The sequence below is a fragment of the Micromonospora sp. NPDC004336 genome, assembly GCF_053602615.1.
Map to the genome: position 1 here is coordinate 126,798 of NZ_JBSGDY010000001.1, position 11,849 is coordinate 138,646.

Here is an 11,849-nt window from a genome sequence, read left to right on the forward strand (position 1 = left end):
GGCCCGGGATGTGGCAGTCTTCCCGCCATGGCATTGACCGAGTCCGAGGTGACCGCCCGCCGCGACGAGAGCGGGCTGTTCGGCGACTGGGTGCGCGCGGACCCGGTACGCGCGATCGGCATCGCGATGATCGTGTTCAGCCTGGCCTGGCGGGCGCAGGTCGCGTCCCGGGGGCACCTCGCGGTCGACGACTGGGTGCTGATCTCCCGGGCGGCGGAGGCCGACCTCACGCCGGGCTTCCTGCTGACCCTCTACAACAACCACTTCATGCCGGCGGCCCTGCTGATCACCTGGCTGGTCACCCGCGTGGTCGGTCTCGCCTACTGGCCGTACGTGCTGCTGATGACCGCCGGCCAGGCGGTGCTGGCGGTGGCCTTCTTCCGGCTGCTCCGCACGCTGGTCCGGCCGGGCCTGGCGCTGCTGGTGCCGCTCGCGGTCTTCCTGTTCAGCCCGCTCACCCTGGAGGCGGGCACCTGGTGGGCGGTGGGCGTCAACATGGTGCCGATGCAGCTCGCCATGGTGCTCGCGGTCGGCGCCCAGCTGCGCTACGCCCGCACCGGCCGCCGCCGGCACCTGGTCAGCCTGGCCCTGGCGGTGGTGCTCGGGCTGCTCTTCTTCGAGAAGGCCCTGCTGGTGGTGCCGCTGGTCTTCCTGCTCACCGCGTGCCTGCTCGTCGGCGGTCCGCCGGTGCCGGCGGTGTGGGAGACGGTGCGCCGCTACTGGCCGTCGTGGGCGGTGCTCACCGGCGTCTCGCTGGCCTTCGCCGGGCTCTATCTGACCCGCTCGGAGTCCTCCCTGCGCAGGCCGGACTCGCTGGGCGAGGTGCTGTCGTTCCTGTGGCAGCTGCTCAGCTCGACAGTCGTTCCGGGCCTGCTCGGCGGGCCGTGGGGGTGGATGGCGGCGGGCGACGGCGCCCCGGTGACCGCCCCGCCGGAGCTGGCCCGCTGGCTGTCCTGGGCCGTCTTCGTCGCCCTGGTCGTGGTGACCGTACGGATGCGGCGGGTCGCCGGGCGGGCCTGGGTGCTGCTCGGGGCGTACCTGGCCCTGGTGGCCACGCTGCTGGGCGCGACCCGGCTCGGCTCGGTCTACAGCGACGTGGCCGGCTCGGTGCCCCGGTACGTCAGCGACGTGGTCGTGGTGGCCGCGCTCTGCATCGGCGTCGCCCTGCTCGGCCTGGCCGCGCCCGCCGCCGGGTCGGCGGTGGACGGCGGACCGCGGCCCGGCGACCCGGACGCCGGCGACCCGCCGCCGCCGGCGTTCCTCACCCGCTACCGCGAGACGGTGAGCACCGTACTGGTCGTCGTGCTGATTGCCGGGGGCCTCGGCGCCGCCTGGAGCACGGCCCGCTACGGCGACGAGTGGGCGGTGAAGCGGGGCCACGCCTTCCTGGAGACCGCCCGCTCCGAGCTGGCCGCCGCCCCGCCCGGGACGGTCTTCCTCGACCTGCCGCTGCCCGGCGACGTGGTCCCCGGGCTCTCCGCGCCCTACAACCGGCAGTCGAAGTTCTTCCAGGCCCTGGCGGACGGCCCGGTCTTCGTCACCGGTGCGGAGGAACCCTCCGTCTTCGACGACCGGGGTCGCATCGCCCCGGTACGCGTCGACGGCCCCGCCGTCCGGCCCGGCCCCGTCGAGGGCTGCGGATACCAGCTCGTCGGTGGTCGGACGGTACGGATGCCGCTCACCGCGCCCCGGGACGACTGGTTCTGGGTGGTGCGGATCGGCTACCTCAGCTCCGCCGACACCACGGTCACCTTCCGCCTCGGCGACAGCGTCCGGGAGATCCCCGTCCGGCAGGGCCTGCACCAGTACTTCTTCGAGTTCACCGGGGGCGGCGACACCGTCGAGCTGACCGTCCCGGAGCGCGGCGTGACGATCTGCACCGACGAGGTCGTCGTCGGCACCCCCATGCCGCAGCGCTGAGCCGGCACCGCCGGCGGGTCAGGCGGTCGCGCGGGTGGCCCGGACGAAGCGGGCGCCCCACTCCCGCACGTGCGCGGTGAACTCCGCCGGCCCCAGGATCTCGAACTCGGCGCCCACGTTGCCCAGCGCCTGGGTGGGCCAGTCGAGGGAGGTCGAGGTCATGGTGAGCCGGCAGCTGTCCTCATCGAGCGGTTCGATCGTGCCCCAGCGACCGACCGCCTGCCGCACCCGGGCGGCGGGCGCGTGCACCAGGACCTCGACCGTGTACGCGGCCGGCGCCCCGCTCGCCGCCCGGACGAAGGCCACGGCGTCCTCGGCGGGGAGCAGGCGCGGCCGGAAACGCGAGCCGGTCGCCGTCGGGCCGGTCAACCGGTCGAGGCGGAAGCTACGCCAGTCGTGCCGGCCCAGGTCGTAGGCCACCAGGTACCAGCGCCCGCCGAGCGCGACGACGCGGTGCGGCTCGACCTCGCGTTCGGTGGGTGCGGCGCCCCTGGCCGTGTAGCCGAACCGCAGCCGCTCCTGGTCCCGGCAGGCCTGGGCGACGGCGGTGAGCACCGCCGCCGCGACGACCGGGCCGGACGCGGCGGCGGAGAGGGTCATCGCCCGCAGGGCGTCCACCCTGGCCCGCAGCCGGGGCGGCAGGACCCGCACCACCTTGGTCAGCGCGCGTAGCGACGCCTCGTCCATTCCCGCGATCCCGCTCTGCGCCGCGTCGCCGACGCCCACCGCGAGGGCCACCGCCTCCTCGTCGTCGAGCAGCAGCGGCGGCAGGACGGCCCCGGGCGCGAGCTGGTAGCCGCCGTCGGTGCCCCGGGTCGCGCCGACCGGGTAGCCGAGCTCCCGCAGCCGGTCGACGTCGCGGCGCAGCGTCCGCTCGGAGACCCCGAGCCGGTCGGCCAGTTCCGGCCCCGACCAGTGCCGGTGGGTCTGCAGCAGCGAGAGCAGCCTGAGGGTTCGTGAGCTGGTGTTCGCCATGTCGACCATCCTGCCTCCACTTCCGGTCAGGAACTGACCGGAAGCCTCCCTAGAGTCGATCTCGAACGCCCCACCCGGAGAGACGAGGAACGAATGATCACCCGTGAGATCCAGCTGGCCGCCCAGATCACCGGCGCACCCACGCTCGACCACTTCACCGTCGCCAAGACCGAGGTGGACGGCGAGGTCGTCGTACGCACCGACTTGATCGGGCTCGCCGCGACCTACCTGGAGCTGATGCGGGCCGACTGCACCATCCCGGTGCCCGCCTGGCAGCCGGGGCAGCGGGTCGGAGTGACCGCCATCGGCACCGTGGTGCGGTCCGACAGCCCCGAGTTCGAGGTGGGCGACCTGGTCCAGTCGATGACCGGCTGGAGCGAGCACTCGGCCGGCCCGGCCGGCTCGTACCTGAAGCTCGACCGCGAGCTCTACGCCGACCCCAGCTACCACCTGGGTCAGGGACCGACCGCCTACTACGGGATGGCCGAGGTGGCGCGCGTCGGAGCGGGCGACGTCGTGTTCGTCTCCGGCGCGGCGGGTGGCGTCGGCTCACTTGCCGGCCAGATCGCCAAGTGCCTCGGGGCCGCGCGGGTGATCGGCAGCGCCGGCAGCCCGGAGAAGGTCGCCTACCTGGTCGACGAGCTCGGTTTCGACGCCGCCTTCGACTACCACGACGGCCCCACGGCCGACCGGCTGCGGGAGCTCGCGCCCGAGGGCATCTCGGTCTTCTTCGACGTGGTGGGCGGCGAGCAGTACCAGGGCGCGTTGCAGGCGGCCCGGCCCGGAGCGCGCTTCGCCCTCTGCGGCTCACTGTCCAGCCAGCTCGGCGACGCCGCGCAGCGCTTCCCGCAGCCCGATCGCGCGGCGGCCGAGGCCAGGGGCGTCGAGTTGCTGCCGTTCTCCTGCCACCACACGCCCGAGCAGGTCGCGGCCTGGCACGAGCACTTCAGCCGCTGGCTCGGCGAGGGCCGCTTCGTCTACCCGCAGACGGTGGTCGAGGGCGGAATCGAGGACGTGCCCCAGGCCTTCCTCTCCCTGCTGCGGGGTTCCTACCGGGGCAACGTCTCGGTACGGCTGTCGTGACCGCACTCTCCCACCGGGCCCTCAACCGGGCGCTGTTGGAGCGTCAGTTCCTGCTGCGGCGCACCGATCGCACCCCGCTGGAGGTGATCGGGCGGCTGGTCGCGCTGCAGGCACAGGAGCCCAACTGGGCCTACGTCGGGCTGTGGAGCAGGATCCGGGGCTTCACGCGGTCCGGGCTCACCGCGCTGCTGGAGGACCGGCAGGTGGTACGTTCCGCGCTGCTCCGCAGCACCCAGCACCTCGCCGCAGCCGACGACTTCCGTCGGCTGCGGCCGCTGCTGCAGCCCGTGCTCGACCGCACGGCCAGCTCGCCCTACTTCACCCGCAACAGCGACGGCCTGGACCCGGCGTCCCTGGTGGCCGACGGGCTCGGCCTGCTCGCGGGCGGGACCCTGCCGCGCAAGGAACTGGCCCGGCGGCTGGCCGACCGCCACCCGGGCCGCGACGGCCGGATCCTGGCCGGGCAGGTCGAGCTGCGCACCCCGCTCGTCCACGGGGTGGCCACCGGCGCGTGGGGCTCCTGGGGCAACCGGTCGGCGGTTGCGGTCACGCCCGCCGAGGCATGGTTGGGACAGCCGATGGCGACGGCGGCCACCGCCAGGGACACCGCCAAGGAGCTGATCCGCCGCTACCTGGCCGGCTTCGGCCCGGCCGGGGTGCGGGACGTCCAGGCCTGGTGCGGACTGACCCGCCTGGGCGAGGTCGTCGCGGAGATGGGTGGCGAACTGCGCCGCCACGTCGGCCCCGACGGCAGGGAGCTGTTCGACCTGGCCGACGCCGAACTGCCCGACGCCGAGACGCCCGCCCCGGTGCGGCTGCTGCCCGCCTTCGACAACGCCCTGCTCGGCCACGCCGACCGGACCCGGATCATCAGCGACGAGGACCGGAGGCGGGTGATGCCCGGCCAGGCGCAGGTGCGGCCCACCTTCCTGGTGGACGGCCAGGTGCACGGGACGTGGTCCCTCGACGGCGGCACGGTGCGGCTCACCCCGTTCCGCCCGCTCGGGGCGACCGACCGGGCGGCCCTGGAGGAGGAGGCCGACCGGCTGCTGCGGTTCGTGGGCTAGCGGCGGTGTCCCGAACGCCACGACGAACCCGGGCCCTACCGCACGGGGCCGGGACGGCTCCGGGGCGGGGCTCCGGGCGTCGGCCTCACTCGGGGCGGAACAGCACCGAGTTGACGTAGCGGGGGCGCGGCCAGAGCACCCGGCGGGCGAAGCTCTGGTCGACCCGGGCGATCGCCGCGCGCTGGTGCCCACCGAGGTCGAAGTCGGCGAGCGGCACCCAGTCCCGCCCCGGCAGCACGTACCCCCGGTAGCCCCAGCCGGTGAGCAGTTCCAGCAGCGGCGCGACCGGCTGGATGCGCTCCTCCACCTCGACGAGCAGCACCGGCCGGTCCCGGCGGATCGTCTCGGCCGCCCCCCGCAGCGCCGGCAGCTCGTGCCCCTCGATGTCCAGCTTCACGAAGCGCACGTCGGTCAGGCCGAGCGAGTCGAGCGTGATCCGGCGGACCTCCACCGGCTCGCCCTGCCGCGGATCCTCCAGCGACGAGGTGCCGACGATCGCCCCGCCCTCGGGCAGGTAGAGCGACGCCGTGCCGTCGTGGTCCGACACCGCCGCCTCGACGACCTCGACGGCCGGGAACGCCGCCCGCAGTTGCCGGGCCAGCGGCGGGGTGGGCTCCACCGCGACCACCCGGTCGGCGCGCCGGAGCAGCCGGGCCGTCCACGGGCCGTACCAGGCGCCCACGTCCACGGCCGTGCCGCCGCGCGGGACGAACCCGGCCAGCCGGGCCAGTTCCGGCTCGACCCGGGGATAGACCCGCCGGATCCCGGCCGCGACGAACCGTTCGGGAAGGACCGCCGCCAGCCCGGAGGTGGCTGCTGCGGTCACGCGCGTCGACGCCATGGGCCAGCACACTAGACGTTTCCCGGCCCGATGGGCAGGGGGCTGACGCAAGACCCTACTCACCGGTACCGTCACCCGGGGTCGGGCCCGTTCCGGCCGCTCCGCCGGCCGCGACGCGCACGCCCGCGCCGGACAGCAGCGCGACGTGTGGGGTGACATGACCCGGACCACGGGCACCGACGCCGGCGCCGTGCGGCTGGGCGCGGCGGGCGTCGCCGTCACCGTCGCGAGCATGCTGACCAACGGGCTGGCCTACCTGGTCCCGGTGCTGGGGGCCCGCCGGCTGGCCGCCGCCGAGCTGGGCGCGCTGGCCACCGTGCTCGCCCTCGCGGCCATCGCGGCGGTGCCCGGCTTCGGCCTGCAGATCGCCGTGGCCGCCCACCGCGCCCGCCGGGGCGCCACCGGCACCGCCCGGCTCGCGCTGCGCACGGCCGCGCTCACCGCCGGGGTCACGGTGCTGGCCGCGCCGGTGGTCGGCGTGGCGCTCCGGCTTCCGCTGGCGCTGGCCCTGCTGCTCGCGGCGACCACCTTCGCCACCGTGCTGGCCGGCCGGTGGCTCGGCGAGCTCCAGGGCGACCAGCGGTTCCTGCGCCTCGCCGCCGCGATGACCGTGCTCGCCGCCGGCCGCTACGGCGGGCTCGTCGTCGGGCTGGCCCTCGGCCGCGGGCCGGTCGCCTGCCTGCTGCTCGCCTCGCTGACCGGGCTGGCCGTCCTGCCCCTGCTGGCCCGCCTCGCCCGACCGGCCGCCGCCCCGACCCCGGCCGCCCCGGCCGCGCGGGGACCGGCCGCCGGGACGGGCCGCGAGCTGACCGCCCGGCACGTCATGACCGCGTGCGCCGCGTCGCTGGCGATGCTCACCATCTCGTACGCCGACCTGATCATCGCCCGCCAGCTGCTGCCCGACGACGCCTCCGGCGGGTACGCCGTCGGGTCGGTGCTCACCAAGGGCGCGCTCTGGGCGCCGCAGGTGGTCACCGTGCTGGTGCTGCCCCGGCTCGCCCGGGGCGACCGGCGGGCCCGGCTCGCCGCGCTGGCCCTGATCCTGGCCTGCGGGGCGGCCCTCGTGGGCGCCGCCGCGTTCGCCGGCGAGCTGGCGTTCCGCCTCGCCGGTGGCGCGGACTACCTGCACCTGGCCGGCGCGGCCCCGCTCTTCGCCGCCGTCGGGGCCCTCTACGCGGTGCTCTTCATGCTGGTCAACGACCGGGTGGCGACGGGTGCCCGCTGGCCCGCCGCGCCGCTCTGGGCGGCCACCGCCGGCCTCGCCGGGGCGGCGCTGCTCGTCGCCCCGCGCACGGTCGAGGGGGTGCTCGTCTGCGCGCTCGCCACCGCCGTCCTGACGACGGCGGTCATGGCCTGGCTGACCTTCCGCAGCGCCCGCCCGGCGACCGGCGCCCGCTGACGGCACCCCCGGCGGCGTTCCGCGCCGCCCCGCACGTCGCCCCCGGCGGCGTTCCGCGCCGCACGGCACGTCGCCCCACGGCGGCGCGGCCCCTCAGCCCTCCGCCAGCCAGCCGTGCAGGAGGTGGTGGTCGATCGAGTCGACCCGCCCCAGGGGCCGCCCGGCGGCCACCCGCTCGCGCAGCTCCGACCGGGTGAACCAGCGCGCCTCCACCAGCTCCTCGCCGTCCACCCGCACCCGCTCCGAGGCGGCGGTGGCCCGGAAGCCCACCATCAGCCCGGCCGGGAAGGGCCACGCCTGCGAGCCCACGTACCGCACGTCGGTGACCGCCACCCCGGCCTCCTCGGCCATCTCCCGCCGTACGGCGTCCTCCAGGCTCTCGCCGACCTCGACGAAACCGGCAAGCGTCGAGTACGCCCCCTCGCGTGCGCCGGCGTGCCGGGCCAGCAGGCAGCGGTCCGGCGCTCCCGGCGCCTCGACCAGCACGATGACCGCCGGCTCGATGCGGGGGAAGAGGAGCCGGCCGCAGTCGGCCCGGGTGCAGGACCGGACGTGTCCCCCGCCCCGCGCCTCGGTCGACGCCCCGCAGGCGCCGCAGAACCGCTGCTGCCGGTGCCAGTGCAGCAGCCCCCGCGCGTACGCCTGGACGGCCGCGTCGGCCGGGCCGAGCCGGCCGACCAGCGCCCGGACGTCCACGGCGTCGTCCGCCCCGGCCGCCTCGACCGCGCCGGCCTCGGGCAGCCCGGAGAGGTCGGCGGCGAAGACGGCCGACCCGTCGTCCAGGCCCAGGAAGACGGTCTGGTCGGCGACGGCGAGCGCCCCCGCCGCCCGGTCGCCCGTCAACCGCACGGGCACGTCCGCCGCGACCAGGCAGCGGTCCCGCCACAACGGCAGGACGACGCTGCCCGGGTCGGCCAACAGCGCCGCCATCCGCTCCGGGTCGGCGCGCAGCTCGCCCGCCCGGTCCAGCCATCCGCCCCCGTACGCCAGGACCGCGTCGTCCGTTCGCATGCCCCTACCGTGCCACGCCCGCCGGCGCGCCCCGCGCCCGCCCCGACACGCCGGGGCGACACGCGGTGCCGCGCGGGCGGGGAGCAGACTGCCGCCGCGGCCGGGCGCCGGTTACCGTAGGTGTCCTCCGGGCGGGGGCGACGCGCTCCCGTCCTTGTGGTAAGTCCCGATCGAGGTGACCGTGACGCTGTACGGCGAGAAGACGCCAGCCGCCGACGACCGGCCGACCGTGCGGGTCACGGCGGTGACCTGGCCGGGTGACGAGCCGGAACCCGCCGTGCCCACCGCAGGACCGGGCGGGGGCTCCCGGTCACGCCGCGTGCGCCTGCTGCTCGCCGCCGGGGTCGCCACGGTGGTGCTGGGCTCCGTGGCCGGGGTGGGCGCCTACGCGTACGCCGGCGACGTGCCCCGCGGGACGACGGTGCTCGGGGCGGAACTCGGCGGCCGGAGCCGCGCGGACGCCGCCCGGGAGCTGCGGGCGGCACTCGACCGTCGCGCCGCCGAGCTGGCGGCCCCGCTGTCGGTACGCGTCGGCGAGCGGACGGCGGAGATCGACCCGGCCGAGGTGGGCCTGACGGTCGACGTCGACGCCACCGTGGCGGCGGCGGCCGAGGCCGACGCGCACGCGGTCGACCGGCTCGTCGGGTCCCGCACGGTGCAGCCGGTGGTGGCCGTGGACGTCGCCCGGCTCGACGCCGCCCTGAAGAAGGTGGTGGGCGACCAGGGCCGGAAGATGACCATGCCGGCGATCACCTGGAAGGACACCACCCCGAAGGCCGTCCACCCGAAGCCGAGCCTCGCGCTCGACCCGGAGCGTTCCGCGCAGGTCGTACGCGAGGGCTGGCTGAGCCGCCAGCCGGTGACCGTGCCGCTGGTCGAGACGCACCCGGCGACCACCGCCGAGGAGGTCGACCGGCTGGTCGCCGAGCTGGCGAAGCCCGCCGTCGCGGCGCCGGTCACGCTGACCACCAGCAAGGGCTCGGTGCGGATCCCGCCGAAGGCCATCGCGAGGAGCCTGCGGTTCACCGCCGACAAGACCGGCAAGCTGACCCCGCAGGTGGACGTGAAGCGGCTGCGCGCCGCGCTCGGCGACGACCTGGCGGCCATCGAGGTGTCGCCGAAGGACGCCCGGATGACCATCTCCGGCGGCAAGCCGAAGGTCGTCGAGGGCCGGCCGGGCCAGCAGCTCGACAGCGCGGCCCTCGGCCGTGACCTGCTGGCCGTCCTGCCGAAGGCGGAGGACCGGAAGGTGACCGGCGAGCTGAAGCCGGCCGAGCCGGAGCTGACCGCGGCGAAGCTGGCCGGGCTGGGCATCAAGGAGCGGGTCTCCACCTTCACCACCCGGTTCACCGGCGGGCTCTCCTCGCCGCGCAGCCAGAACATCATCACCATCGCCAAGGACGTGGACGGCACGGTGGTGCTGCCGGGCGAGACGTTCTCGCTCAACGGGCACACCGGCGAACGCGGCTACGCGCAGGGCTACCGGGACGCCCCGGTCATCCTCGACGGCAAGCTGGTGCCCGGCGTGGGCGGCGGCACCTCGCAGTTCACCACGACCCTGTTCAACGCGACCTACTACGCCGGCCTGGAGGACGTCGAGCACAAGCCGCACTCGTACTGGTTCAGCCGGTACCCGGCGGTCATCGAGTCGACCATCTTCTGGCCCGACCTGGACTTCAAGTTCCGCAACAACACCGAGCACGGCGTCCTGATCGACACCTCCTACACGTCGAGTTCGATCACCGTGTCGATCTGGAGCACCAAGATCTGGGACAGCGTCAAGACCGAGTACAGCCCGCGCCGCAACATCACCCAGCCGAGGACGGTCTACCTGGAGCCGGGGCCGACCTGCATCCCGGCCAGCGGCAGCCAGGGCTTCACCCAGGACGCCTTCCGCGTCATCAAGAAGGACGGGAAGGTCGTCAAGCGGGAGAAGTTCACCTGGCGCTACGACGCCGAGCCGCGCTTCATCTGCGGGCGCGAACCGTCCTGACGACCGCCTGAGTTCCGCTTCGGGAAGGCCCCGCCGGCACGTCGCCGGCGGGGCCTTCTCCTGTCGTACGCGCACCGCGCCGGCCGCCGACGGCCAGCCCCGGCCGGTGCTCCACAGGGCGTCGAACGGCGCTCAGCGTGGCTCGCCGGTGATGATCCAGAGGTGGCCGAACGGGTCACGGATGCGACCCGAGCGCTTGCCGTAGGGCCGATTCTCGATGGGCACGACGACCTCCGCGCCGTGAGCGACCATGCGGTCGCCCACCTCGTCCGGGTCGTCGACCTCGATCTCCAGGAGGACCGGGGACCCGCCGAGATCGCCCGGCGAGAGCCACCCCCACGACGAGACGGCGGGCGAGACCCGGAAGCGCCAGGGGCCGATACGGTGATCGACGACGGTGGGCCGGCCGTCGTCGCCCGGGGCCCGGAACGTCTCCTCGGCGCCGAGCGAAGCCTGGTAGAACGCCGACGCGGAGTCCGGATCGGACACGATCAGACGGGGAAAGAGCGACTTCATGTCCCCATCCTGGGAGCGGGCGACGGCGGGGTATTGAACATCTGGGAACGAGCCCGGCCGCACCGTCGTCGCCGCCCGCCGCCTCCTGCCCGTCGGCCGGTCACCGGCCGGCGCACACCGCGGGAGCCCGGCCCTCGGCGCGTAGCCACTCCATCGGGGTGCAGGCGGCCATGGCCCGCCACTCTCGGGTGAAGTGGGCCTGATCGGCGAAGCCCGAGGCGGCGGCCACCGCCGCCAGGCCCACCCTTCCGGCGTTGGCGGCGGCCAGGAGCCGACCCCGGGCGGTCTCGAAGCGAACGAGCCGTTGGTACTCCTTCGGCGTCACCCCGAACTCGGCACGGACCCTGCCGCTCAGGTGCCGCCGGGAGCAGCCGAGCAGCTCGGCGGCCTCCCGCACCCGGCTGGCCCGGGCCAGGGCCGTCAGCGTGGCCAGCAGCTCGCCGTGGTTCGCAGGCTCGCCGTGCCGAGAGAGACCTGCTGCCAGGCAGCGCTCGACGAGTGCCCGACGGCTCGGCCAGGACCGGCAGGCCGTCAGGCGCTCCGGAAGGTCGGCCATCGCCGGGACGACGTCGGCGAGGTCGACGACCTGCCCGGCCAGGGCCGATGCCGGAATCCCGAGCAGTGTGCCGGCGCCCAGCGGGCTGAGCGTCACGTACACCCCGCGCGCGCAACCCTCCTGCCTCAGCTCGGCCGCGTCCAGGTGGAGACCGGCGACCACGGCACGTATCTTTCGGCGCGAGCCGGGTCGCCCGATCCACCCGATCTCCAGCGAGTCCTCCTCGGGGATCGTGATCGACACGGTGGACGACGGCAGCCCGCGGTGGACGGCGACCGGCCCCGGCCCAAGGTCGTATGCCTCCAGCGTCGCCACGAACGGCGCCAGGACGGCGGACGGGCGATCGGCAGTCGCGGTCACCCTGGCCACGGTACGGCGGCGGGCGGGGCGCCGGCGGATTGGGCACGCCAGAAATGCGTTCAGGGCCACCCCTCATGGGGTGGCCCTGAACGAAAGATTGTCCGGCGGTGTCCTACTCTCCCACACCC

General features: G+C 75.3%; 10 protein-coding genes. 5 read left to right on the forward strand and 5 right to left on the reverse strand.

Annotation, left to right across the window (positions count from 1 at the left end; translation table 11 throughout):
• The first annotated feature begins 27 nt into the window (after window positions 1–27).
• A complete protein-coding gene (locus ACWENR_RS00580) occupies window positions 28–1,920 on the forward strand; it encodes a hypothetical protein (RefSeq protein WP_452274944.1) in 1,893 nt (630 codons plus the stop codon).
• A gap of 18 nt (window positions 1,921–1,938) precedes the next feature.
• Here ACWENR_RS00580 and ACWENR_RS00585 read toward each other — a convergent pair whose 3' ends face one another.
• Entirely contained in the window at window positions 1,939–2,895 is a 957-nt protein-coding gene (locus ACWENR_RS00585) for a helix-turn-helix transcriptional regulator (RefSeq protein WP_452274945.1), read from the reverse strand.
• 93 nt (window positions 2,896–2,988) lie between these two features.
• Between ACWENR_RS00585 and ACWENR_RS00590 the strand changes: the two genes are divergently transcribed.
• Both ACWENR_RS00590 and ACWENR_RS00595 read left to right on the forward strand, forming a co-directional pair.
• The gene (locus tag ACWENR_RS00590) at window positions 2,989–3,978 is read left to right on the forward strand and encodes a zinc-binding dehydrogenase (protein WP_452274946.1); all 990 of its coding nucleotides are present in this window, start codon (window positions 2,989–2,991) and stop codon (window positions 3,976–3,978) included.
• Window positions 3,975–5,045 carry a winged helix DNA-binding domain-containing protein gene (locus tag ACWENR_RS00595; RefSeq protein ID WP_452274947.1) on the forward strand — a complete coding sequence of 357 codons (1,071 nt, stop codon included), beginning with the start codon at window positions 3,975–3,977 and terminating at the stop codon, window positions 5,043–5,045. The genes ACWENR_RS00590 and ACWENR_RS00595 overlap by 4 nt, the downstream gene beginning before the upstream one ends.
• Window positions 5,046–5,130: 85 nt before the next feature.
• Here ACWENR_RS00595 and ACWENR_RS00600 read toward each other — a convergent pair whose 3' ends face one another.
• Entirely contained in the window at window positions 5,131–5,886 is a 756-nt protein-coding gene (locus ACWENR_RS00600) for an FkbM family methyltransferase (protein ID WP_452274948.1), read from the reverse strand.
• A gap of 157 nt (window positions 5,887–6,043) precedes the next feature.
• On the opposite strand from ACWENR_RS00600, the gene ACWENR_RS00605 reads away from it, so the two are divergent.
• The gene (locus tag ACWENR_RS00605; protein ID WP_452274949.1) at window positions 6,044–7,285 is read left to right on the forward strand and encodes a polysaccharide biosynthesis protein; all 1,242 of its coding nucleotides are present in this window, start codon (window positions 6,044–6,046) and stop codon (window positions 7,283–7,285) included.
• 93 nt (window positions 7,286–7,378) lie between these two features.
• On the opposite strand, the gene nudC is transcribed toward ACWENR_RS00605, so the two are convergent.
• A complete protein-coding gene (gene nudC / locus ACWENR_RS00610; protein WP_452274950.1) occupies window positions 7,379–8,296 on the reverse strand; it encodes an NAD(+) diphosphatase in 918 nt (305 codons plus the stop codon).
• 175 nt (window positions 8,297–8,471) lie between these two features.
• On the opposite strand from nudC, the gene ACWENR_RS00615 reads away from it, so the two are divergent.
• Window positions 8,472–10,289 carry a VanW family protein gene (locus ACWENR_RS00615; RefSeq protein WP_452274951.1) on the forward strand — a complete coding sequence of 606 codons (1,818 nt, stop codon included), beginning with the start codon at window positions 8,472–8,474 and terminating at the stop codon, window positions 10,287–10,289.
• A gap of 132 nt (window positions 10,290–10,421) precedes the next feature.
• On the opposite strand, the gene ACWENR_RS00620 is transcribed toward ACWENR_RS00615, so the two are convergent.
• On the reverse strand, window positions 10,422–10,805 hold the full coding sequence (locus tag ACWENR_RS00620; protein WP_452274952.1) for a VOC family protein: 384 nt from the start codon (window positions 10,803–10,805) through the stop codon (window positions 10,422–10,424).
• A gap of 100 nt (window positions 10,806–10,905) precedes the next feature.
• On the reverse strand, window positions 10,906–11,721 hold the full coding sequence (locus ACWENR_RS00625; protein WP_452274953.1) for a helix-turn-helix domain-containing protein: 816 nt from the start codon (window positions 11,719–11,721) through the stop codon (window positions 10,906–10,908).
• Window positions 11,722–11,849 lie beyond the last annotated feature (128 nt).

Bases quoted from the DNA above. Each gene is read 5' to 3' on its own strand.
- ACWENR_RS00580 (WP_452274944.1), top strand. From the start codon at position 28: ATGGCATTGACCGAGTCCGAGGTGACCGCCCGCCGCGACGAGAGCGGG.
- ACWENR_RS00585 (WP_452274945.1), bottom strand. From the start codon at position 2,895: ATGGCGAACACCAGCTCACGAACCCTCAGGCTGCTCTCGCTGCTGCAG.
- ACWENR_RS00590 (WP_452274946.1), top strand. From the start codon at position 2,989: ATGATCACCCGTGAGATCCAGCTGGCCGCCCAGATCACCGGCGCACCC.
- ACWENR_RS00600 (WP_452274948.1), bottom strand. From the start codon at position 5,886: ATGGCGTCGACGCGCGTGACCGCAGCAGCCACCTCCGGGCTGGCGGCG.
- ACWENR_RS00605 (WP_452274949.1), top strand. From the start codon at position 6,044: ATGACCCGGACCACGGGCACCGACGCCGGCGCCGTGCGGCTGGGCGCG.
- nudC (WP_452274950.1), bottom strand. From the start codon at position 8,296: ATGCGAACGGACGACGCGGTCCTGGCGTACGGGGGCGGATGGCTGGAC.
- ACWENR_RS00620 (WP_452274952.1), bottom strand. From the start codon at position 10,805: ATGAAGTCGCTCTTTCCCCGTCTGATCGTGTCCGATCCGGACTCCGCG.